The 22,611-nt window shown below is 43.7% G+C and carries 20 protein-coding genes; 9 read left to right on the top strand and 11 right to left on the bottom strand.

Annotation, left to right across the window (positions count from 1 at the left end; translation table 11 throughout):
• Positions 1 to 95: 95 nt before the first annotated feature.
• The 6 genes from sufD to M3P07_RS09735 form a co-directional block, all read right to left on the bottom strand.
• Positions 96 to 1,412: a Fe-S cluster assembly protein SufD gene (sufD, locus tag M3P07_RS09760; RefSeq protein WP_249969724.1), complete on the bottom strand. Its 1,317-nt coding sequence runs from the start codon at positions 1,410 to 1,412 to the stop codon at positions 96 to 98.
• A gap of 61 nt (positions 1,413 to 1,473) precedes the next feature.
• A complete protein-coding gene (gene sufC, locus M3P07_RS09755) occupies positions 1,474 to 2,226 on the bottom strand; it encodes a Fe-S cluster assembly ATPase SufC (RefSeq protein WP_249969723.1) in 753 nt (250 codons plus the stop codon).
• Between the two features lie 83 nt (positions 2,227 to 2,309).
• Positions 2,310 to 3,755, bottom strand: coding sequence for a Fe-S cluster assembly protein SufB (sufB, locus tag M3P07_RS09750; protein ID WP_249969722.1), 1,446 nt, complete (start codon positions 3,753 to 3,755; stop codon positions 2,310 to 2,312).
• A 44-nt stretch (positions 3,756 to 3,799) separates the two neighbouring features.
• Complete coding sequence (locus tag M3P07_RS09745; RefSeq protein ID WP_249969721.1) at positions 3,800 to 4,129, bottom strand: HesB/IscA family protein; 330 nt, start codon at positions 4,127 to 4,129, stop codon at positions 3,800 to 3,802.
• A 117-nt stretch (positions 4,130 to 4,246) separates the two neighbouring features.
• A complete protein-coding gene (locus tag M3P07_RS09740) occupies positions 4,247 to 5,584 on the bottom strand; it encodes a hypothetical protein (protein ID WP_249969720.1) in 1,338 nt (445 codons plus the stop codon).
• Positions 5,585 to 5,593: 9 nt separating this feature from the next.
• Positions 5,594 to 6,862 carry a choice-of-anchor B family protein gene (locus M3P07_RS09735; RefSeq protein WP_249969719.1) on the bottom strand — a complete coding sequence of 423 codons (1,269 nt, stop codon included), beginning with the start codon at positions 6,860 to 6,862 and terminating at the stop codon, positions 5,594 to 5,596.
• Between the two features lie 65 nt (positions 6,863 to 6,927).
• Here M3P07_RS09735 and thiL point away from each other — a divergent pair, with 65 nt between their 5' ends.
• Complete coding sequence (gene thiL / locus M3P07_RS09730) at positions 6,928 to 7,974, top strand: thiamine-phosphate kinase (protein WP_249969718.1); 1,047 nt, start codon at positions 6,928 to 6,930, stop codon at positions 7,972 to 7,974.
• Positions 7,975 to 8,097: 123 nt separating this feature from the next.
• Here thiL and M3P07_RS09725 read toward each other — a convergent pair whose 3' ends face one another.
• Positions 8,098 to 8,352, bottom strand: a complete 255-nt coding sequence (locus tag M3P07_RS09725; protein WP_249969717.1) for a hypothetical protein — start codon at positions 8,350 to 8,352, stop codon at positions 8,098 to 8,100.
• 273 nt (positions 8,353 to 8,625) lie between these two features.
• On the opposite strand from M3P07_RS09725, the gene brnQ reads away from it, so the two are divergent.
• Entirely contained in the window at positions 8,626 to 9,894 is a 1,269-nt protein-coding gene (brnQ, locus tag M3P07_RS09720) for a branched-chain amino acid transport system II carrier protein (protein WP_249969716.1), read from the top strand.
• Between the two features lie 7 nt (positions 9,895 to 9,901).
• Here the strand turns inward: brnQ and M3P07_RS09715 are convergent, their stop codons facing one another.
• Together M3P07_RS09715 and M3P07_RS09710 are read right to left on the bottom strand one after the other, a co-directional pair.
• A complete protein-coding gene (locus tag M3P07_RS09715; RefSeq protein ID WP_249969715.1) occupies positions 9,902 to 10,078 on the bottom strand; it encodes a hypothetical protein in 177 nt (58 codons plus the stop codon).
• 15 nt (positions 10,079 to 10,093) lie between these two features.
• Positions 10,094 to 11,386, bottom strand: coding sequence for an aminopeptidase P family protein (locus M3P07_RS09710; protein ID WP_249969714.1), 1,293 nt, complete (start codon positions 11,384 to 11,386; stop codon positions 10,094 to 10,096).
• 87 nt (positions 11,387 to 11,473) lie between these two features.
• Between M3P07_RS09710 and M3P07_RS09705 the strand changes: the two genes are divergently transcribed.
• The 5 genes from M3P07_RS09705 to M3P07_RS09685 all read left to right on the top strand — a co-directional run bounded on the left by M3P07_RS09705 (position 11,474) and on the right by M3P07_RS09685 (position 17,886).
• Positions 11,474 to 14,317, top strand: coding sequence for a glycosyl hydrolase (locus tag M3P07_RS09705; RefSeq protein WP_249969713.1), 2,844 nt, complete (start codon positions 11,474 to 11,476; stop codon positions 14,315 to 14,317).
• A gap of 193 nt (positions 14,318 to 14,510) precedes the next feature.
• Entirely contained in the window at positions 14,511 to 15,689 is a 1,179-nt protein-coding gene (locus M3P07_RS09700; RefSeq protein WP_249969712.1) for an acetyltransferase domain-containing protein, read from the top strand.
• 48 nt (positions 15,690 to 15,737) lie between these two features.
• Positions 15,738 to 16,601, top strand: coding sequence for a helix-turn-helix domain-containing protein (locus M3P07_RS09695; protein WP_249969711.1), 864 nt, complete (start codon positions 15,738 to 15,740; stop codon positions 16,599 to 16,601).
• A gap of 105 nt (positions 16,602 to 16,706) precedes the next feature.
• Entirely contained in the window at positions 16,707 to 17,270 is a 564-nt protein-coding gene (locus tag M3P07_RS09690; RefSeq protein ID WP_249969710.1) for a hypothetical protein, read from the top strand.
• A gap of 184 nt (positions 17,271 to 17,454) precedes the next feature.
• Positions 17,455 to 17,886: a hypothetical protein gene (locus tag M3P07_RS09685; protein ID WP_249969709.1), complete on the top strand. Its 432-nt coding sequence runs from the start codon at positions 17,455 to 17,457 to the stop codon at positions 17,884 to 17,886.
• Here the strand turns inward: M3P07_RS09685 and M3P07_RS09680 are convergent.
• Both M3P07_RS09680 and M3P07_RS09675 read right to left on the bottom strand, forming a co-directional pair.
• Positions 17,883 to 18,842 carry a succinylglutamate desuccinylase/aspartoacylase family protein gene (locus M3P07_RS09680; RefSeq protein ID WP_249969708.1) on the bottom strand — a complete coding sequence of 320 codons (960 nt, stop codon included), beginning with the start codon at positions 18,840 to 18,842 and terminating at the stop codon, positions 17,883 to 17,885. The two genes, M3P07_RS09685 and M3P07_RS09680, sit on opposite strands and share 4 nt — an antisense overlap.
• On the bottom strand, positions 18,820 to 19,710 hold the full coding sequence (locus tag M3P07_RS09675) for a RimK family alpha-L-glutamate ligase (protein ID WP_249969707.1): 891 nt from the start codon (positions 19,708 to 19,710) through the stop codon (positions 18,820 to 18,822). Before M3P07_RS09675 ends, M3P07_RS09680 begins: the two co-directional genes overlap by 23 nt.
• Before the next feature lie 197 nt (positions 19,711 to 19,907).
• Here M3P07_RS09675 and M3P07_RS09670 point away from each other — a divergent pair, with 197 nt between their 5' ends.
• Together M3P07_RS09670 and M3P07_RS09665 are read left to right on the top strand one after the other, a co-directional pair.
• Entirely contained in the window at positions 19,908 to 20,576 is a 669-nt protein-coding gene (locus M3P07_RS09670) for a succinate dehydrogenase cytochrome b subunit (RefSeq protein ID WP_249969706.1), read from the top strand.
• Between the two features lie 2 nt (positions 20,577 to 20,578).
• Positions 20,579 to 22,582 carry a fumarate reductase/succinate dehydrogenase flavoprotein subunit gene (locus M3P07_RS09665; protein ID WP_249969705.1) on the top strand — a complete coding sequence of 668 codons (2,004 nt, stop codon included), beginning with the start codon at positions 20,579 to 20,581 and terminating at the stop codon, positions 22,580 to 22,582.
• Positions 22,583 to 22,611 lie beyond the last annotated feature (29 nt).

Genomic DNA, 22,611 nt, shown 5'->3' with positions numbered 1-22,611 from the left:
AAAAATAAAGGTGCCAACAGTTAAAACGTGTAAATGCCTATTGAAATTAGATTTATTTTGGTGCCTCATGCGAATCCGAAAAACTGCTAATGGCATTAAAGATCAAAACCTACTCTTACCCCCAAGGTCGTGGCAATTATCTTGTTGATTCGTTTTTTTACCTCTGGAATTCGTACGCTCTCCAACACATTATTGGCAAAGGCATACATCAACAATGCTGTGGCTTCCTTTTTTGGAATCCCTCGGGATTGAAGGTAGAAAAGAGCATCCTCGTCCAACTGGCCAATGGTACATCCGTGCGAACACTTCACGTCATCTGCAAAAATTTCCAATTGGGGCTTGGTATTGATGGTGGCCTTATCACTCAAAAGTATATTGTTGTTTTGCTGAAAGGCGTTTGTCTTTTGGGCGATTTGGTCCACAATGATCTTTCCATTAAAGACTCCTGTAGATTTCTCCCCGAAAATTCCCTTATAATCCTGATGACTCTCGCAATTGGGCTGCGCATGGTGCACCAAGGTATGATGGTCCACATGCTGTTTTTCGCCCAAAATGGTCACCCCTTTTAAGGTGGAATCCACATGTTGCCCGTTTTGGTAGAAGTTCAGATTGTTGCGAATCAACTTTCCGCCGAACGAAAAGGTGTGTACCCTAACCACACTGTTGTCCTTTTGGGCAATATAGGTATTGTCTACCAATGAAGCGGTCTTGGCATCGTTTTGGACTTTATAGTAATCCACATTGGCATCCTTGGCCGCGAAAATTTCTGTCACGGAATTGGTGAATACCTCATTCCCAGTTAAACTTTGGTGTCGTTCTATAATCTGTACTTCCGCATTTTCCTCTGCAATGATCAGGTTCCTGGGTTGTAGCATCATAGCCGCCTCGTTGCCCGTAGCAAAATGTACAATCTGAATAGGTTTTCTTGGTGCTTTGTTCTTTGGGATATAGATATAGGCCCCCTCTCGACTAAAAGCGGTATTCAAGGTAGTAAGCGATTCATCTTTGGAAGCTACTTTATTAAAATAAAGCTCTATGATCTGCTTGTACATGGGTTTGCTAAACGCAGCGCTCATTAAACAAACATCCACTCCATCATGAGTGGTTTCGGATAGGTAAGAACTATAAACACCATCTATAAAAACAATCTTGTATGTGTCTATTTCGTGAAGAAAGTACTTTTTTATATCCTTATAATCCAGCGTATTCTCTTGCTTTGGAAAAACGCTGAAGTCCACCTTTTGAATACTGTTCAAAGAAGTATATTTCCAAGCTTCCTCTTTTTTGGAAGGAAACCCTTTTGCTTCAAAATTTTTAATGGCCTCCGAGCGAACCTCGTGAACTGGACTATCCAAATCCACATTATTCTCAAAAGCTATAAATGAAGAAAGTAATTTATCTTTTAAATCCATATAATCAGTGTTCAGTTATCAGTACTCTGAAATCTAATGTCTGAAGTCTCAATTCTGTTTCCTATACAACCGTCTCCTGCTTTATCCAGTCGTAACCTTTATCCTCCAATTCCAAGGCCAGTTCCTTGGTTCCTGATTTAACAATCTTTCCGTCGTGCAAAACATGCACAAAATCTGGGACGATGTATTCTAGCAATCTTTGATAGTGTGTGATCACGATAATGGCATTCTCCTTACCGCGCAGTTTGTTTACCCCATTGGCCACAATACGAAGCGCATCAATATCCAAACCGGAATCCGTTTCATCCAAAATGGCCAACTTGGGCTCCATCATTGCCATTTGGAAAATCTCATTCCGTTTTTTCTCTCCTCCAGAAAACCCTTCATTGAGGGAGCGTGACAAAAACTTACGGTCAATTTCCAACATCTCGGATTTCTCACGAATCAGCTTTAGCATTTGATTGGCGGGCATATCCTCCAATCCTCTTGCTTTTCTTGATTCATTGATGGCAGTTCTCATAAAGTTGGTCACCGATACCCCTGGAATTTCAACAGGATATTGAAAGGAAAGAAAAATCCCTTTATGAGCTCTTTCTTCTGGAGCCAACTCTTCCAAATCTTCACCTTCCAAGGCAATGCTTCCTTTTTTAACCTCAAATTCTTCTTTACCTGCAATTACCGAAGCCAAGGTACTTTTCCCAGACCCATTGGGGCCCATTATGGCATGAACTTCCCCTGGATTTACCTGAAGGTTGATTCCCTTAAGGATTTCTTTGTCCTCTACGCTGGCATGTAAATTCTTTATCTCTAGCATTTTCAAAAATTGTCTTCTTTGTTTGAATTATTTGATTTCGGCTACGCTCAATCAACCTAGCAGGAAGCTGAGCGGAGTCGAGGCTATCCTACTGAGCCCTCCAGGCTTATTTCCAATAATTTTTGTGCTTCCACGGCAAACTCCATGGGAAGCTTGTTCAGTACTTCCTTGCTAAATCCGTTTACGATCAGGGCAATGGCCTTTTCTGTATCGATACCCCTTTGGTTACAATAGAAAATCTGATCTTCCCCAATCTTGCTTGTGGTAGCCTCATGTTCTATTTGGGCCGATTTGTTTTTTGCTTCGATATAGGGAAAAGTATGCGCCCCGCATTTATTTCCCATCAAAAGCGAATCGCACTGCGAAAAGTTTCTGGCATTTTCAGCTCTGCTGTTCACCTGCACCAAGCCGCGATAACTGTTTTGGGATTGCCCGGCAGAGATACCTTTGGAAATGATGGTACTCTTAGTGTTTTTTCCCAAGTGAATCATTTTGGTCCCTGTATCCGCTTGCTGAAAATTGTTGGTCACTGCAATGGAATAGAATTCCCCGATGGAATTGTCCCCTTTCAACACACAGGAAGGATACTTCCATGTTACTGCCGAACCGGTTTCTACCTGTGTCCACGAAATCTTGGCATTGGTCTCGCAGATTCCCCTTTTGGTCACAAAATTGAAGACTCCACCGTTGCCATCTTTATCGCCAGGGAACCAGTTCTGAACCGTGGAATATTTTATCTCGGCATCATCCAGGGCAATAAGCTCCACGACTGCCGCGTGCAGTTGGTTCTCATCCCTCGATGGTGCGGTACAGCCCTCCAAATAACTTACATAACTTCCCTCATCAGCTATCACCAATGTCCTTTCGAACTGTCCGGTACCAGCTTGGTTGATTCGGAAATATGTGGAAAGTTCCATGGGGCATCGTACTCCTTTTGGAATGTAACAAAACGATCCATCGGAAAACACTGCGGAATTCAACGCTGCATAAAAATTATCCTTTCGTGGAACCACCGTCCCAATGTACTTTTTAACCAATTCGGGATGCTCCTTAATGGCTTCGGAAATGGAACAAAATATAATTCCTTTTTCAGCCAAGGTCTTTTTGAATGTGGTGGCAACGGAAACAGAATCCATTACAATATCCACAGCAACCCCTGCCAATTTCTTCTGCTCGTCCAAGGAAATGCCCAAACGTTTGAAGGTGTCCAATAATTCGGGATCTACCTCATCCAAACTATTGTATTTGGGTTTTTTATTGGGTGCTGAATAATAGGAAATCTCTTGGAAATTGGGTTTTTCGTACTTGACATTGGCCCATTCCGGCTCTTCCATTTCCTTCCAAATACGAAAGGCTTCCAACCGCCATTCCGTCATCCATTCGGGCTCCTGTTTCTTCTGGGAAATAGCGATAACAATGTCCTCGCTTAAACCCTTGGGGAAGGTGTCGGATTCAATATCGGTATAGAAACCATACTCATATTCCTTGGTTTCCAGTTCTTTTTTTAATTCTTCCTCTGTATAAGCCATACTTTACAATTCGTCAATGACCAATTGACAATAAACAATGTTAATTAGAGTGAAAAGCTTTCCCCACAGCCACAAGTTCTTTGGGCATTGGGATTATTGAAGACAAAACCTTTTCCGTTAAGACCTCCGGAATATTCCAAAGTGGTCCCAACCAGGTATAAGAAGCTCTTTTTATCCACGATAATGCGCACGGCATTATCTTCAAAAACCTTGTCGTTTTCTGCGGCGGATTTATCAAAATTCAGTTCATAGGACAATCCACTACAGCCTCCACTTTTTACGCCAACACGGACAAAATCCGTTGCAGCATCAAAGCCTTCTTCCGTCATCAAGCTTACCACCTTTTGTTTGGCTGTTTCCGAAACTTTTATCATTCTACTTGGATTTATTCTAAATAGCGTACAAATATAGGTGTTTAGTAGGGTTTTACCGCATTAACTAACATTATAATAATGTATAATCCAATAGGGGTTATCTATGGAATAGGGAGTTTATTTTATTTTAATGACCACCAGATCGGTCATTCCTTTGGGTTGTAGGCCTTGGAAGTCATCACTTGCGGTTTCTCCCACCAGAATTAGGCTACCATCGGCACTTTCAATGGCGTCAAATCCAAAATCGATTCCAGAGCCACCAAAAGTTTGCTGATATTCGATTGTACCTTGGGCATCTGTTTTAAGGACCCATAAGTCGTTCTCGCCTTTGTTTTCGGTAGTGTCCCCATCTGAGCTTTTGGAATTTCCAGCAATTACAAAGCCTCCGTCCCTTGTGGTAGATATCCCATGCCCGGCATCAAAGGCAAGCCCGCCATAGGTTTTTTCCCAAGCTAAATTCCCATTCGAACCCAACTTAATCACCCACAAATCTGATTCGCCATGGTTTTGGGATACATCCGTATCCGAACTGAAGGTGTTTCCGGTAATCACGTAACCTCCGTCCAAGGTTTTTGCGATATCATATCCTTTATCTATCCCAGTGCCACCGAAGGATTTTTGCCAGAGCAAGTCCCCATTGCTTCCGACCTTTACCACCCAAAAGTCATAGCTTCCCTTGGGACTGGTAATATCAAAATCATCACTTTCCGAAGCTCCCGCCAAAACAAACCCGCCATCATCCGAATAGACCACACCATAAGAGCGATCGTTATTGGTGCCTCCAAAATATCTGCGCCATTCCAAATTACCATCGGCATCCAATTTAGTGCCCCAAAATTCCCCTACCCCATGTCTGGTGAGGTAATTGCCCTTGCCTTCATTACCCGCGCCCCCAGAAGAGGTAACATCCAAAAATCCTGAAAAGAAAAAACCGCCATCAGAGGTCTCAACAACATCATAAGAATGGTCATGGCCCGAAAAGCCAAAGCTTTTTTCCCATAAAATATTCCCGTTTGGGCCCAGTCGTAAAATCCAATTGTCATGAAAACCTTCATTGTTGCTGCCATCGCCATCATCGCTCATGGCGTAGCCCACTATGGCATACCCTCCATCCGTGGTTTGAATCACGCTTTGCCCACGATCGTCTTTGGTGCCCCCATAGGTCCGGCCCCAAATAAGATTTCCCTCGGCATCTAGTTTTAGCAACCAATAGTCATTCACCTCGGTGGTTTTACCAGCTAGATCACCGTCCATGCTATTGCTGAATCCAAGTATCGCATAGCCTCCATCTGCCGTTTGAATCACGGATTGGGCCGTGTCCTCACCACTTCCCCCAAAGCTTTTCATCCAATCTACTTCCCCCTCGAAGGTGGTAGTAATAGGAAGAGGTTGGGAGTCATCAGATAAGCAAGACGTAACCAGAAGTATGGCGAGACATCCAAATAACTTTTTCATAGCAAGGAATTAATTGGATTTTTGAACCACAAAGAGTCCAGAATTGATGTCATTGATAATGATCTTGCCACTTTCAAAAAATGGATAAACGCTCCAAGCGCCATTAAAACTTGGAGTGTCACTTGCCGTGAAGGTGTCAAAAAATGCTTTTTCGGAAATGTTCTCGTTCTCAATATCTGAAATATCCAAAACCCGCATTCCCGCGGTATAGTTGGCAAGAAAAAATTCATCCCCAATCACATATCCATTGTGGTCTATGGCTGTAGTTGGGCCTAAATATGTGGTATGCAAGACCGGACTGTCCAAATCTGAAAAATCGAAAATCAGGGTTCTGGAATTAAACCCAAAATCCGTTTCGTCAAGTTCATCGCCCAAGATAAAATAGCGTTGGTCCTCAGTAAACCACCCTTGATGGGTATATCCCAAATTTCCATAGCTAATCGTAGAGATTTCTGTTGGATTGGATTTATCGGTGATGTCCACAATCGCGATTTGGTTTTCGTTGGCACCAATAAAAATTTCCTGGCCCGTATAGTCGTTATCAGGGCCTTGGTAGGTGATCACTTGGGCGTCGTGGGTATAACCATTGGTGCCATAACCTCCTACTGGCTGCGGGCTTGTTGGGCTTTGAATACTTATAAAGTGGACCCCGCCGTTAAAGGCATCGTTTCGGGCTGTTCCCACGGGATAAGCATATCCAGCTTCCTCATTGATAACAATGTTGTGCGCGTTACCGATACCCGTATAATGTGCATCCGCGGTTAAAACCTGTGGTGGGCTCTGTACATTTTGAAGTCGGGTCAAATCAAAAATTTGGATGCCGTGGTTTGCCGCCTCGGATACAATAAATGCATGGTTGTTATATACTTTTACATCCCTCCATGTACTATTGTCTGTAGCTGTTGGAAGTTTTCCTATGTAGATCGGATTGGAAGTATCGGTAATGTCAACAAAAGCAGTACCGTTATCAAGCCCCACCAAGGCATATTCCTTATTGTTGGCAGTGTCGGTCCAGCCCCAGATGTCGTTTCCAAAGGCCCCTGCAAAAGCCGAGAGATCCATCTGAAACAACAAATCATATCCATCACAGGGATAAATGGCCGCCATTCCTCCGTCGCATGGGGTAAGTCCCCTTGCCACCTCACCGGTTCCAATATTTGTTGGGTTTGGATTGCCCCCTCCATTATTTCCATCACCAGGAGCGGGCCCAATACCATCATCGCTTGAACATCCCAAAAAGATGACACTCAACAAGATGGCAAACTGGTATTTTACCATTTCAAAGCAATTTTAAGTTTAACTTAAAGATACCATTTTATAATTATCCTATTTACTTTTGCCAAATGCTAGAAGACAAAAATCCGCAGCGCACGGCATTGGAGAATCTTGGGGAATTTGGTTTGATCAAACACCTTACCCAACAGTTTGAATTGCGCCAACCTTCCTCCCTTAAGGGAATCGGGGATGATGCTGCCGTCCTGGACCACAAGGACCAAAAAACAATTGTTTCCACAGATTTGTTGGTGGAAGGTGTACATTTTGATTTGAGCTACATGCCCTTAAAACACTTGGGATATAAATCGGTGATGGTAAACCTATCCGACATTTATGCCATGAATGCTACCGCAACCCAAATCACAATTTCCATTGCAGTTTCGAATAGGTTTCCGTTGGAAGCCCTCGAAGAATTTTATGCAGGGGTGGCCCAAGCCTGCCAGATGTACAAAGTGGATTTGGTTGGGGGCGACACCACCTCTTCCACCAAAGGGATGTTGATCAGCATTACGGCAATTGGAGTGGCGAACGAAAATAATATAGTGTATCGTTCAGGGGCCAAGGCCAATGATCTTTTGGTCGTTACCGGGGATGTCGGTGGAGCATATCTGGGACTTCAGGTATTGGAGCGGGAAAAAGAAGTGTTCAAGGTGAATCCCAACAGCCAGCCCGATCTGGAACCTTATTCTTATTTGGTGGAACGGCAGCTTAAGCCCGAAGCGCGGAAGGATATAGTGGAACTCTTGGAAAAACTTGAAGTGCAACCCACCTCCATGATTGATATCAGTGATGGCCTTTCGTCGGAAATTCTACACCTCTGTGAACAAAGTGATGTTGGGTGTAATCTTTTCGAAGATAAAATCCCATTGGACCCCACGGTGATCTCCACATCAGAGGAATTTAAAATGGATTCCACCATGATTGCATTAAGCGGGGGTGAGGATTATGAATTGCTCTTTACCATTGATCAGGCAGACTTTCCAAAAATTAAAGCCAACCCCAACCTTACCGTAATTGGGCACATGACGTCTAAAGGAGAAGGGGCTCATTTGATTACGCGGGCCAACACAAAGATTGCGCTGTCTGCCCAAGGGTGGAATTCTTTTACAAACTAAAAAATCCCGAAAATAGGCTCAAAGTTCACAATACGGTCTTGGGGCACTTGACTGAATTGAACAAACTGCTTACTCAATTTCCGGGATAAACCTTGAAATTTTTTATGCTTGTACGGCAGTATACTATGCTACTTGGGGAACTTGTCTTCCCTGTCTTCTGCGGTACATGTCTTCCAGTGTACTATTAATGTCCTGCATTTGGGGGGTAAGTGCAGAAAGTTTGCCACTTGCATCGGTGGTAACTTCTTTTTGGCAGTGCAGGCACTTGTATTCTTTAATATGTTGTGTAACTTTCTTGGACACTACATAGTGGTGGCCAAATAGGTTGCAGAAGAAAGAAGAAAATTTGTTGCCATGGTGGTTGGAGGAAGTCTTCATAAGTAAGGTGTTGTTTTGGGAAGGCATTCAAGCGATTTGGGGATCGGGAAAATGCAGTTTTTTAGTTTGTAGTTTTATGTAATATGTTCCGATTTATATTGTACATCTATTTTAGCAACGGCTGTTGATAACTTTTTATTTTGCGACTCATCTTTAAAAAGCCGTTTTTCGATGAAATGCACCCTCATCGACCAAATGAGACATTCTACCGCTGAAATACTTCTCCGAAATATAATTATTTGATTTATTTTAACAAAAAATTATTAACATTTTATGAACAGAAAAACGGTTGCGATAACGGCTTTTGCCCTTTTCTCGCTCTTCTTTGGTGCCGGGAACCTTATTTTACCTCCCCAACTAGGTTTCAAATCGGGAAATTTATGGTGGTTGGTTACTTTGGGCTTTTGTCTTTCGGCTGTTTTAATTCCCATTCTTGGGATCTTGGCCCATGCAAAGCTACAGGGCACCATGTTCGACTTTGCAAAGAAGGTCTCTCCCACTTTCAGTTTGGCCTATTGCTATATCGTTTATGCCATTTCCATATCGCTGCCTTCTCCGAGAACAGCTTCGGTTACTCATGAGATGGCCATTCAACCCAATTGGGATTCTTCCTATTTGTTAACGAGCATCATCTATTTTGCACTAGTCTACATTTTTGTGGTGAACCGTTCCAAAATTTTGGATCTGGTCGGGAAATTTTTAACTCCAGGGATTTTGATTGTCCTGGTTTTGATTATGGGGGCTGCCATCTTTGGATTGGATTTCAATTTTGGGGTTTCTGAGTTCAACAACTCCTTTACGGCGGGAATTCTAGAAGGTTACCAAACCTTCGATGCTATCGGCGCTGTGGTTGTGGGAGGGGTCATTATCATCTCTATCAACCTAAAGGACAATCAGGCTTCGTACGAAACCAAAAAAGGACTTATCGCTAGGGCCGGTTGGTTTGCCGGTCTGGGATTGTTGCTGATATATGCAGGGCTGATCTTGACCGGGGCTCTATTTGGCGATGCTTTTGATGCTGAAATTTCCCGGACAGCCTTGCTCAGTGGCATTAGTCAAAAAACCTGGGGAAACACTGCTGCACTGTTGCTCAGTATTTTGGTTGGGCTGGCCTGTTTTACCACCGCGGTTGGAATCATAACCGGAACCGCGGATTTTATCAAAGGACGCTTTAATGACTCTAATGTTGCTTATACCATTACGGCCGTTATAGGTTGTTTCCTTGGGGTATTGATGGGGCAATTTAATGTAGGCTATATCATTGCCGTGGCCCTTCCTGCCTTGATGTTTATTTACCCCATTACCATAGTATTGATCCTCTTAAATCTAGTTCCAGAAAAATGGGCTTCGCCAAAGGTGTTCCGATGGGTGGTTGCTATTACCATCTTATTTAGCATTCCCGATTTTCTTGGAAGTATTGGTTGGGGAGAATCCATCTCTACGATAAGCTCGTGGATTCCGCTTAAAGAAAATCACATGGGTTGGGTGTTGCCGGCGTTGGTGGTTTTTGTTATTTCCAATTTAATTGGAAATAAAGAATAGCGCGATGCTAATTACCCCGCTTCTTCCTATTGTAATGGTATATCGCATAGGCAATCCCGACCAACACCACAAAAGGAAGGTAGGACCCAATAACCACGCCTATTTCATAGGAGCTGTCCGGGGCCTCCTCCATCTTTTTTTCAATGTCCGTTTGTTGCAAAAAAAGAAACAGTTGCCTAATCATAATTCAAGTATATGATCATGCGTTCATCAACGCTTCAATCTCTTCGGCCTCAATGGGAATGTTTTGCATCAGATTAAAGGGTTCTCCTTTTTCCTGAATCACCACATCATCTTCCAATCGCACTCCAAAGCCTTCATCGGGTATATAAATTCCAGGCTCCACCGTAAATACCATGTTCGCGACCATTGGGGTTTTCAACTCCCCGTAGTCGTGGGTATCCAAACCTATATGGTGACTGGTACCATGCATAAAGTACTTTTTATAGGCCGGCCAGTTTTTATCTTCATTTTGCACATCAGCCTTGTCCAACAAGCCCAGGCCCAACAGCTCCGACGTCATAATTTTACCCACCTCCTTATGGTACTCTGCCCAAATGGTTCCAGGAACAAGCATTTTGGTAGCATCGTTCTTCACCCTCAAAACGGCATCATATACCGCTCTTTGCCTTTTGGAGTACTTGCCATTAGCTGGGATGGTACGGGTAAGGTCACTGGAATAGTTTGCATATTCCGCGGCCACGTCCATCAGGATCAGATCCCCGTCTTTTACTTGCTGGTTGTTTTCAATATAGTGTAGGACATTGGCGTTTTTGCCGGCTGCAATAATCGGAGTGTAGGCAAATCCCTTGGAACGATTTCGCACAAATTCGTGCAACAATTCGGCCTCCATTTCGTACTCCCAAACCCCCGGCTTTGTGAATGCCAATAGTCTTCTAAACCCTTTTTCGGTGATGTTACAAGCTTGTTGCATAAGAGCAATCTCCTCAGGTTCCTTCACCCCCCTGATCTGCTGCAAAATGGGATTGCTTTTTGCCCATCGGTGGGCTGGAAAGTCCTTTTTACATTTTTCGATAAAACGGTCCTCCCGGGTCTGGGTCACCACCGCTTGCCTATAATGCTCATTGGTGTTGAAGTATATGGTATCAGCTTCTGTCATCAAGTCAAAAAAGATCTTATCAAAATCTGTAAGCCAATAAATGGTCTCTATCCCCGATACTTCAGTTGCTTGTACCTTGGTAAGCTTAGCACCCTCCCATACCGCAATGTGTTCGTTGGTTTCCCGAACAAACAGTATTTCCCGGTGCTTTTTTTCCAAGGCATCCGGGAACAACAATAAAATTGTTTCCTCCTGATCAGCTCCACTTAAATAAAAAATATCCCTGTGCTGCTCAAACTTCATGGTGCTGTCTGCACTTATGGGATAAATATCATTGGAATTGAACACTGCAATGCTTTTGGCCTGCATTTGTGCCATGAACTTTTTACGGTTTTTGATAAAAAGTTGCTTGCTGATGGGATCGTATTTCATCTTGTACAAATGGTTTGTTCAAATGTAGGTAATTGCGATACCGAAGACAAATTCATACCTTCCACAAGGAAACAAAACCTCTACTTCATGAAACGATTCCTACTTCCTATGTTGGCCTTGGTCCTTCAATCAAGTTTTGCCCAACAAAAAGCTACTTCCCCAGAAAAAATGATGCAGTCCTTGGCCCAAAAAAATACAATGGCCGAGACCTCCACCGTAAAAAATATTCCCCTGGAAAATATTGGCCCTTCAGTGATGAGCGGCAGGGTCGTGGACCTGGATGTAAACCCCAACGACCCTACAGAATTTTACGTTGCCTATGCCTCAGGAGGGCTTTGGCACACTAATACCAACGGGATTTCCTTTACACCAATCCTGGATAACTCCGATACTCAAAACATTGGCGATATCGCCGTGGATTGGAATAGCGGCACACTCTGGGTAGGCACCGGTGAAAACAATTCGTCCCGTTCTTCTTATGCGGGTATTGGAATCCTAAAATCCATGGATAAAGGGACCTCTTGGCAAAATATGGGACTGCACGATTCGCACCATATTGGCCGGATTATCATCAACCCTAACAATCCCAACGAGGTGGTTGTTGGGGTCACTGGACATTTGTATTCGCCTAACCAGGAACGAGGTATCTATAAGACCATGGATGGAGGAAAAACCTGGAAGCAGACCTTATTCGTAAATGATGCCACAGGAATTATTGATGTCGCCTGTTCTCCCAACAACTTTAATATTCAATATGCAGCGGCATGGGAAAAGGATAGAAAGGCCTGGAATTTTGTGGGCAATGGTGCGTCTTCCGGCATTTACAAAAGCGTTGATGGTGGGAACCACTGGACGTTGATCACAACCGAAGGCTCTGGTTTTCCCACGGGCGATGGGGTCGGTCGCATAGGGCTGGCCGTTTTTGATGACAACACGGTCTACGCGGTTCACGATAGTCAATTTAGGAGGGAGAAAAAAGACAAGGCTAAAAAAGAGGAATTGACCAAGGACGACTTCAAATCCATGGATGTGGAAACCTTTCTCGCCTTGGATGAAAAAAAATTGAACGACTATTTAAAGACCAATGGGTTTCAAGAAAAATATAGGGCTGAAAATGTAAAGCAAATGGTTCGGAGCGGTTCTGTAAAGCCAGAGGATCTTGCCAAATATCTGGAGAATGCCAATTCGCTTTTGTTCGACACCCCAGTGATCGGAGCTGAGGTGTACCGAAGTGATAATGCGGGATCAAGTTGGAAAAAAATGAACTCAAAATATATCGATGACCTGTTTTACAGTTACGGATATTACTTTGCGCAGATACGGATAGACCCAAGTAACAAGGACCGTATCTATTTGGCCGGGGTTCCCCTAATCAAATCCGAAGATGGCGGGGACACCTTTACCTCCATCGGAAAGGAAAATGTACATGTGGACCATCACGCCCTATGGATCAACCCGAAGCGACCAGGACATCTCATCAATGGTAATGATGGTGGAGTGAACATTAGCTATGATGACGGTGAAAATTGGATTAAGAACAATACTCCTAAGGTAGGCCAATTCTATGCCATCAATGTGGATCTTGAAGAACCCTATAATGTTTATGGCGGGTTGCAGGACAATGGGGTCTGGAAGGGAGCCCACAACAACAAAGAAAATCGCAACTGGCACCAATCCGGGGCCAACCCTTGGCAAATGATCATTGGGGGCGATGGCATGCAAGTGCAGATAGATAATAGGAATTCGAACATCGTTTATACCGGCTTTCAATTTGGGAACTATTATCGCGTGGATCTGGAAAAGAAAACCCAGGACTACATACAGCCCAAACATGAGCTTGGGGAATCCCCGTACCGCTTCAATTGGCAGTCCCCCATCCTGTTATCCGAACACAATCAGGATATCCTATACCTAGGGGGTAACAAACTACATCGTTCCCTAAACCAAGGCAAGGATTGGGAAGCCATATCTGACGATCTTACCCAAGGAGGCAGAACAGGCAATGTGGCCTATGGTACGCTGACCACAATTTCCGAATCGCCCTTTAAGTTTGGTTTGCTCTATGTGGGGAGTGATGACGGTCTTTTGCATGTTTCAAAAAATGGTGGAGGAAGTTGGGACAACATTTCATCTTCCCTGCCCAAAAAACTATGGGTAAGCGAAGTAGCGGCATCGAAACACAAAAAGGAACGGGTTTACGCCACTTTGAACGGATATCGATGGGACGACTTTACTCCTTATATATATGTAAGCGAGGATTATGGCCAAAGTTGGAAGAAGATTGCTGATGGAATTGCTGCTTCACCGGTAAATGCGCTTGTTGAAGACCCTGAAAATGAAAACCTCCTATTTGCTGGAACAGACAATGGGCTTTATGTAAGTTTCAACCGGGGGGTTAATTGGGAACTTTTCCAAAATGGAATGCCCAACGTGGCAGTGCACGATCTGGTGATTCAACCCAAGGCAAAACATTTGTTGGTGGGCACCCATGGTAGGAGTATCTATAAAGCCGATATCTCCGTACTACAGCAAATGACCTCCGAAGTTTGGTCGAAGGATTTGGTTGCATTCGAGATAGAGGACATCAAGCACTCCAAAAATTGGGGCAATCCATCTTACGGATGGGTCAAGCCCAATACACCCGGCATAGACCTAAGTTATTACGCTTCGCAAGCTGGCCAATGCCATTTTAAGGTAATGACAGCCAATGGCACTGAGGTAAGTTCTTCCCAGATGCTGGCCGACAAGGGATTGAATGTATTGTCCTACGACCTGGCGTTTTCCAAAAAGGGGAAAAGCAACTTCCTCAAAAAGAATAAAATGAAATTGGAAGAAGCGAAGAATGGCAAAACCTATCTGCCTAAGGGGTCGTACAGTATAGAAATTTCAGGAAATGGACAGACCGAAAAAGTGGAATTTGCCATAGATTAAATTCCCTGGCATTCGTGGTATTTTAATCCACATAGCATAAAATAGAACACTTTTATTATTGCATTGGACTCATATTCAGTTTCATAGAATATTGGAATTGCTTATTTTAGGGTATTGGTTGGTTCAACGTCCTTGTTCCCTCACTTTTGGTTGAGCCGATTAAAACCAACACATCAACCTAAACCAAAAAATCATGGAAAATGATAGACGAAAGCGCATCAAGTCCATCGACATGTTGCGTGGCTTGGTCATGGTAATCATGGCCTTGGATCATGTGAGGGATTATTTTCACTTTGATGCATTCATGTTCGACCCCTCGGACCTCAGTCAGACGAACGTTCCCTTGTTCTGGACCCGATTTGTAACCCATTTCTGCGCGCCCGTTTTTGTGTTCCTTGCGGGAACATCAGCCTTTTTTGTGGGCCAACGAAGGGATAAAAAATCCCTGAGCAAATGGTTGTTGAAACGTGGGCTCTGGTTGGTGATCGCGGAAATAACCATCATCAAATTGGCCTGGATGTTCAAATTGGATTATTCTGGTATTCTTTTGCAGGTTATTTGGGTGTTGGGCATAGGAATGATCTTTCTTGCCGGATTCATCCATCTTCCCAAAAAATTGGGCCTTGCCTTGTGTTTGATCGTGGTGTTTGGGCATAACACACTGGACGGATTTAGTCCGGAATCTCCGGTTGCATCTGGGTTATGGACCTTTCTCCATGTATTTGGTCTGGTAAATTTGGGAGGGCTTCAAGTGTTTAGCGCCTATTCCCTTATTCCTTGGATTTTTGTAATGCCCCTGGGCTACTATCTCGGGGAGCTATATAAACCCTCTTTCGATCCACAGCAACGAAAAAAAATGTTGTTGCAGTTAGGGCTGGGCGCCACCGTATTGTTTTTTGCTATAAGGGCAATCAATATTTATGGGGACCTGGTGCCTTGGTCTACCCAAGACAGTTTGGGGCTTACCATTGCCTCCTTCTTTAACGTTAGCAAATACCCTCCTTCGCTTCTATTCTTGTTGATTACGATAGGACCATCCTTGGTCTTTTTGTCTGTTGCCGAAGGCTGGCGAAACTCCCTAGTTGAAAAAATAGTGGTCATCGGGAAGGTGCCCATGTTTTTCTATGTCCTTCACATTTACGTTATCCATGCGCTGGCATGTATAGCCGCCGTAATGACAGGTTTTAGCTTTTCAGATATGATTATTGACCTATGGATTACCCTACAACCAGAACTCCAAGGATATGGTTTTAGTCTTTGGGTGGTTTATCTCATTTGGATTGTACTAATGATTGCTTTGTATCCTATTTGTAGTTGGTACAACGATTATAAAACCGCGCATCGCGAAAAATGGTGGCTGGCGTATTTGTAACTGTTTCAGTTTGAACGGCTATCCTATCGAAATTGCTAATTTTAAGGTATGATAGTGGACATCCAACAATATTTTAGAAAACACCCAGCCTATAATAAGTTGGTTGGCGATGACTATCTTTTTGTTGAGTACAAGTGTCCGATAGATGTTGAAAACTTTAAATTGTATACTGATTCGCATGTGATCAATTATGTGATCAGCGGTAAAAAAGACTGGTTTTCCCCCAACCAAACTTTTGAGATTGAAGGAGGGGATGCCCTCTTTGTACGCAAGGGGGTGTATACCACAAAACAGCATTTTGAAGTGGATTACTGTGTTATCCTCTTTTTTATTTCTGATGATTTTGTCACCCAGTTCTTTAGGGAGCATCCCAATTTGCAATTTCCATCCTCAGACCAAGACCACGACCAAATCTTTGAAATCCATGTGGACGACTCCTTCAAATCCTTAATATTTAGCATTTTTAATTATTTCAAACAAAGTGGGGAAATCCCAAAAGGTTTGGTGGAAATCAAGTTTAGGGAGTTGCTCTTCAATATTCTGTTGAATCCAAAGAATAGGGTGTTGGCCAAATACCTTTATTCCCTAATGAACACCCAAAAGGCGGATATGGAATATACCATGCTAAAGAATTTCCAATACGATTTGGGCATGGAGGAGTTTGCCCGCCTGTGTGGTCGAAGCCTATCAACGTTTAAGCGGGATTTTAAATCCCTGTTTCATCAAACCCCTGGGAATTGGATCAAGAACAAACGCTTGGAATATGCCAAAACCCTTCTGGATCAATCCAACTTGACCGTGAACGAAATCTGCTACGAAAGCGGTTTTAAGAATCCCTCGCACTTCAATAAATCCTTTAAGGAAAAATACGGTCTTCCACCCCTTCAGTTCAGGACTGGCCCAAAAGTTTAGTCCATAATTTTGGCTTTGGACTCCAGAGCAAACAAATTGGACTTTTAAGAAAATCCTCCCGCCGGAAGTTGCTCCAAATTTGCATTGTAATCAAAAAGTAAAATCATGGAAGCAACAAAATTGAATATCGAATTTACCACTAAAATAGGTTGGATGCTACTACTGGGTTTATTGGCATTTGGCCCAATTAATGCACAGGAAAATATTCTCTTGGCCTATAATGAACCATCGAAGCCTGAACTGTATTCCTCGACAGATCGAACTTCCTCAATGCAAAGAAATCAGGAATACCTGAATGAAACTGCGATAGCGGAATCCAACAAAATGGTTAGCGAATGGCAACATAAAATCGCCAATTTTGATTTGGCGCATTTGCCAGATTTTCAGCTGGAAGAGCCTTCCAAATATCATGTGGCATTACAGGACAATAATGCAAACATCCAAGCCCGGTACGATTCGGAGGGGAATGTGATCTATGCCTCGGAACGCTACAAGAATGCCAAGCTCCCTTTGAAAATTAGTAAGGAAATCAGTTCAAATTTTCCGGGGTGGACCTTTAAAAGCACCCTCCTAGCAATCAACTATACAAGAGGGAAAAAGACAAAAAGGACCTACAAGATTCACCTTGTTATGGGAAATGAGCGAAAAGTACTCAAATATGTGTACTAAAATTTTGCTCCGTGAATTGGATAAGTCTTCCATTTCACGGGGCATTTTGTCCCTTTTTAAAAAATGAGCCAAAATCCGATAAAATCTTACCGTTTAAAGCCCTAATTGTTCCCACCAAAACCTGATATTTTATAACTTTACAGCTTCCAACCAGCCTTATTGTACATCCTAATCCCCAGGAAGCATGCGAAGTGTAAGGGACATTGAATTTTTCAGGAACATCAGGGAAATCCGGGAATATGAATTCGGGATATTCTACTTTTTTGATGGCCTTGTCGTTTCCGAGGTAAAGGAGGATGTTGTCTTTAATTGGAACATGGCCAAAAAAGCTATAGATGCCGCCTATGAAATCATTGGACGGGAAAAACCCATAGCTTATATTTCCAATCGTATTAACAACTATTCGGTTGTTCCTACAGATTGGATAAAATTCTACACCCACAGAAACCAATTGGAGTTCTATTCTGTAGTGGCCCATAATAAAAGCGGGTTGGCCAGTTTAATTTTGGAGCGGATGTTCTTTAAGAACAGTATTCGTCAATTTTCCGATTTGGAAACTGCCATCAATTGGAGCCTTTCGAAGTTGGAATCCAAGAATGAAGCCCTTCAAGATTAATGCCCTAAATGGAACAGGGCATCTCCTTGGTTCACCACAGCCTGATGATTAATACAGAACACGTAACCATCAAAAGGAGCTTTTATTTTTTTGTTCTTTTTGGCATAGGTATCGGTAACCATTCCCAGGGTTTGGCCTTTGGTCACTGCCATCCCATTTTCCACCTGGGGAATGAACATCCCCGCCCGTGAAGCTCGAACCCATCGGGTCCGTTGCAGATGAATGGATTTTCTTTTCTTTCTGTTCGATTTTTTGGATAGCATCCCCATCGCAATCAGCACATTCTGTACACCGAGAACCCCTTCTTCGATACAACTTTCATCAAAACGCATACTCTCACCAGCTTCAAATACAATGGTGGGGATGCCCATTCTGAAGGCCGTTTTTCTAAACGAACCCGCTATCTGTCTTGAAGCAAAATATAAAGGTGCATTAAAGGCCTCCGCAAGCTCCTTGCTTTTTGCATCTTCGGCGGAATACCTCACCTGTGGAAAGTTATGTCGCAAGCCTCCACCCGTGTGCAGGTCAATCCCATAATCCACTTGGGGCAAAATCTCCGAAGTATAGGTGTGCGCGATTCTGCTAGCCAGGGAACCGGTTCGTGTTCCTGGAAAACTACGGTTTACATCTTTACCGTCTGGCACATCCCTAGAAAAATGGATAAACCCGAAAATATTTAGAATAGGCACTACGATCACAGCGCCTTTTTTTATATCGAACCGATTGTTTTGGAGCATGCGCCTGGCGGTCTCCACCCCATTGATTTCGTCTCCGTGCAATCCCGCCTGGACCAAAACCGTAGGTCCAGCTTTTTTCCCGTTGAATACGTGTACCGGAATATGGATCAACGTGCCGGTTGGTAGTCGGGCAATATTGATCTGTACCAACTTGCTTTGTCCCGGGGCAATTTGCTCCCCATTGATCATCAAGGTCTTATTTTCTCCTTCTGTACCCATTCTTTTCCACAAATTGAACGATGTGTTTGGCAACGTTGACACCTGTAGCGGCTTCAATGCCCTGTAGGCCAGGTGACGCGTTTACTTCTATCAAGACCGGGCCTTTTTTGGAACGCATCAAATCTACCCCGGCTACGCCCAATCCCAAATATTTTGTGGCATTTAGGGCAATGAACTGTTCTTTGGCCGTTGGCTTTATGGCCGTGGTATCCGCCCCGCGGTGCACGTTGGACCTAAAATCATCCAAATCGCTAGTGCGCTTCATACTGGCCACTACCTTATTGCCCACCACAATAATTCGGATATCTTCCCCATTGGCCTCGGCGATATACCGCTGTAGTAAAATGCTGGTATCCATTTTATAAAAGGTATCTATGATAGACTTGGCAGATTTTCTCGTTTCGGCCAAAATCACTCCCATCCCATGGGTGCCTTCTTGCAGTTTTATGATTACCGGCGGACCTCCCAAAAGCTTGATCTGTTCTTCAATGTTGTCCGGATTGATGGAAAACACGGTTTCCGGAATGGGAATACCTTTTCGCGCCATAATCTGCAAAGTGCGCACCTTATTTCTGGCACGCGTAATCCCCAAAGACCTTGCGGTGCTGAACACATTGTTCATTTCAAACTGCTTAACGATGGCGGCACCATGACGGGTTACTTTCGCGCCAATCCTGGGAATTATCGCATCAAACTCGTTGGTGACATTTTCTTCCTCAAAATAAATTTGGGGTCTGCCCTCTCCAAGTTTTACAGAGCACTTGGTATGGTCTATCAGCTCCACATAATGGCCGGCATGCTGCGCTTCCTCGAGAATCCTTCGGGTAGAATGCACGTTGAGACTTACAGATAGAATGGCGATATGCATTGGTGTTCGGTCTGATGTAAATCAATGGTAATATCGGTTAAAATTCCCATTTGTTTGAAAATTATTGGGAATAATTCCTTTGAGTTCGAGCTGTTTGGAAGGCTTGGTTATAATCGGTCTAAATAAGCTCTTTATAAATGTTCAAAGCTTGTTAAAAACTCACCCGTGACGTAAATTTGCTTTCTAAACCAACGCTAATGAGTGGATTGATAAAATCTTCGATTGCCCGCAAAGTAGTGATGGCACTTTCGGGTCTTTTTCTGGTAATTTTTCTTGTACTGCACGTAACCATCAATTTAGCATCGGTGATTTCCCCCGATTTTTTTAATGAGGCATCCCATTTTATGGGATACAATCCTTTGGTGCAATATCTGATGCAGCCCATTTTAATTGTGGGTGTTATTGTGCACTTTGTTATGGGTTTTGCCTTGGAGATAAAAAACAAACAAGCGCGTGGCATAAGCTACGTTCAGTTCAAAGGTGGAGCGGCCGCCCCATGGGTTTCCCGAAATATGATTTATTCCGGCTTGGTCATCTTGGCCTTTTTGGGATTGCATTTTTATGACTTTTGGGTTCATGAAATGAGCTACAAGTACATTCAGATGAATCCTGAGGATCCCACAAGGTATTATGCAGAAACCGTGGAAAAATTCGCTCCATTTTGGCGAACCATAATTTATGTGGTCTCTTTTGTGTTTCTGAGTCTACATTTATGGCATGGATTTGCATCATCTTTCCAATCCATGGGGGTAAACAATAAATACACCCCGTCCATTAAATCCTTTGCAAAAATATTCGCCGTGGTGGTTCCTTTGGCTTTTGTATTTATAGCCCTATACCATCACCTTAACCCAATAACACATTAATTATGGGCATATTGGATTCCAAAATTCCATCCGGTCCTTTGGCCGATAAGTGGACCAAGCATAAGAATGAAATCGACTTGGTAAACCCTGCCAACAAACGTAACATTGATGTTATCGTGGTAGGAACAGGTTTGGCCGGTGGTGCCGCAGCAGCGACCTTGGCCGAATTGGGTTATAACGTAAAGACTTTCTGCTATCAAGATTCACCTAGAAGAGCACACTCCATTGCGGCCCAAGGGGGAATCAATGCGGCCAAAAACTACCAAGGGGATGGAGATAGTTTCTATCGCCTTTTCTACGATACCATTAAAGGTGGGGATTACCGTTCCAGGGAAGCCAATGTATATCGCTTGGCAGAAGAATCGGCCAACATCATCGATCAATGTGTTGCCCAAGGGGTGCCATTTGCGCGTGAGTATGGCGGACTGTTGGATAACCGTTCTTTTGGAGGGGTACTGGTCTCCAGAACCTTTTATGCCAAGGGGCAGACGGGACAGCAGTTGCTACTGGGTGCCTATGCAGCAATGAACCGACAAATCAACCGCGGGAAAATAAAGGCGTATAACCGTCATGAAATGATGGATTTGGTATTGGTCGATGGAAAAGCCCGTGGAATTATTGCCCGTGATTTAGTGTCAGGGGAAATCCAAAGACATAGTGCCCATGCCGTGGTATTGGCCACAGGGGGATATGGAAATGTTTTCTTCCTGTCGACCAATGCAATGGGGAGCAATGTGATGGCAGCTTGGCGTGCCCATAAAAAAGGCGCCTTTTTTGCCAATCCATGCTATACCCAAATCCACCCAACATGTATACCAGTTTCGGGGGAGCATCAGTCCAAATTAACCCTGATGTCCGAATCCCTAAGAAATGACGGAAGAATCTGGGTGCCTAAACGCAAGGAGGATGCCATTGCCATCCGCGAAGGTAAATTGAAACCTACACAACTTGCGGAAGAAGAACGTGACTATTACTTGGAACGCAGATATCCTGCTTTTGGAAACTTGGTTCCACGTGATGTGGCCTCAAGGGCAGCCAAGGAACGATGCGATGCCGGATTTGGAGTGAATAAAACCGGGGAGGCCGTTTATCTTGATTTTGCAGCAGCGATTGACCGCTACGGTAGGGAAAAAGCCATGACCTCCGGAATAAAGGATCCAGACAATGCAACTATATTAAAACTGGGCGAGGAGATTATTGAGGCCAAATATGGAAACCTCTTCCAGATGTACGAAAAAATTGTGGATGAAAATCCGTACAAAACCCCAATGATGATCTACCCTGCAGTGCACTATACCATGGGTGGCCTTTGGGTGGACTACAATCTACAGACCACTATTCCCGGATGCTACTGCGCCGGAGAGGCCAATTTTAGCGATCACGGCGCCAACCGTTTGGGTGCTTCGGCATTGATGCAAGGTTTGGCAGATGGATATTTTGTACTTCCCTATACCATTGGTGATTTCTTGGCAGATGACATTCGAACCGGGGCCATTGCAACGGATTCTCCTGAATTTGAAGCAGCGGAAAATGAAGTTAGGGGCCGTTTGGAAAAATTGATGTCGGGTACCGGAATCCATTCCGTGGATTACTACCACAAAAAGCTGGGTAAGATCATGTGGAATAAATGTGGTATGTCCAGAAACGCCAAAGAACTTGAAGAAGCCATCGGTGAGATTGCGGAGCTGCGCAAAGATTTCTGGGAAAATGTAAAAATCCCAGGAAGCGCGGATTCCAAAAACCAAGAGCTTGAAAAGGCCGGAAGGGTTGCCGATTTCTTGGAATTGGGTGAGCTTTTTGCCAAAGATGCATTGCATAGAAATGAATCTTGTGGAGGGCACTTCCGCGAAGAATACCAGACTGAAGAGGGTGAGGCCCTTAGGGATGATAAGAACTTTAAATATGTGGCAGCATGGGAGTTTAAAGGCGAACCTAAGGACGCTGTGCTTCACAAGGAAGATTTGGTTTACGAAAATATTGAGCTGAAAACAAGAAGTTATAAGTAGAGTTTACGGTTGATTCTAAAGTCGAATAA

Source organism: Flagellimonas myxillae (genome assembly GCF_023502235.1).
GTDB lineage: Bacteria > Bacteroidota > Bacteroidia > Flavobacteriales > Flavobacteriaceae > Flagellimonas > Flagellimonas myxillae.
This window is presented reverse-complemented; position numbering and strand designations above follow the sequence as displayed.

Coding starts and splice junctions, on each gene's coding strand:
- M3P07_RS09670 (WP_249969706.1), top strand. CDS start 19,908: ATGAGTGGATTGATAAAATCTTCGATTGCCCGCAAAGTAGTGATGGCA.
- M3P07_RS09680 (WP_249969708.1), bottom strand. CDS start 18,842: ATGGGTACAGAAGGAGAAAATAAGACCTTGATGATCAATGGGGAGCAA.
- M3P07_RS09705 (WP_249969713.1), top strand. CDS start 11,474: ATGAAACGATTCCTACTTCCTATGTTGGCCTTGGTCCTTCAATCAAGT.
- M3P07_RS09710 (WP_249969714.1), bottom strand. CDS start 11,386: ATGAAATACGATCCCATCAGCAAGCAACTTTTTATCAAAAACCGTAAA.
- M3P07_RS09745 (WP_249969721.1), bottom strand. CDS start 4,129: ATGATAAAAGTTTCGGAAACAGCCAAACAAAAGGTGGTAAGCTTGATG.
- M3P07_RS09740 (WP_249969720.1), bottom strand. CDS start 5,584: ATGAAAAAGTTATTTGGATGTCTCGCCATACTTCTGGTTACGTCTTGC.
- M3P07_RS09690 (WP_249969710.1), top strand. CDS start 16,707: ATGGAAGCAACAAAATTGAATATCGAATTTACCACTAAAATAGGTTGG.
- sufB (WP_249969722.1), bottom strand. CDS start 3,755: ATGGCTTATACAGAGGAAGAATTAAAAAAAGAACTGGAAACCAAGGAA.
- M3P07_RS09665 (WP_249969705.1), top strand. CDS start 20,579: ATGGGCATATTGGATTCCAAAATTCCATCCGGTCCTTTGGCCGATAAG.
- M3P07_RS09695 (WP_249969711.1), top strand. CDS start 15,738: ATGATAGTGGACATCCAACAATATTTTAGAAAACACCCAGCCTATAAT.
- M3P07_RS09715 (WP_249969715.1), bottom strand. CDS start 10,078: ATGATTAGGCAACTGTTTCTTTTTTTGCAACAAACGGACATTGAAAAA.
- M3P07_RS09675 (WP_249969707.1), bottom strand. CDS start 19,710: ATGCATATCGCCATTCTATCTGTAAGTCTCAACGTGCATTCTACCCGA.
- M3P07_RS09700 (WP_249969712.1), top strand. CDS start 14,511: ATGGAAAATGATAGACGAAAGCGCATCAAGTCCATCGACATGTTGCGT.
- M3P07_RS09735 (WP_249969719.1), bottom strand. CDS start 6,862: ATGGTAAAATACCAGTTTGCCATCTTGTTGAGTGTCATCTTTTTGGGA.
- sufC (WP_249969723.1), bottom strand. CDS start 2,226: ATGCTAGAGATAAAGAATTTACATGCCAGCGTAGAGGACAAAGAAATC.
- thiL (WP_249969718.1), top strand. CDS start 6,928: ATGCTAGAAGACAAAAATCCGCAGCGCACGGCATTGGAGAATCTTGGG.
- M3P07_RS09725 (WP_249969717.1), bottom strand. CDS start 8,352: ATGAAGACTTCCTCCAACCACCATGGCAACAAATTTTCTTCTTTCTTC.
- brnQ (WP_249969716.1), top strand. CDS start 8,626: ATGAACAGAAAAACGGTTGCGATAACGGCTTTTGCCCTTTTCTCGCTC.
- sufD (WP_249969724.1), bottom strand. CDS start 1,412: ATGGATTTAAAAGATAAATTACTTTCTTCATTTATAGCTTTTGAGAAT.
- M3P07_RS09685 (WP_249969709.1), top strand. CDS start 17,455: ATGCGAAGTGTAAGGGACATTGAATTTTTCAGGAACATCAGGGAAATC.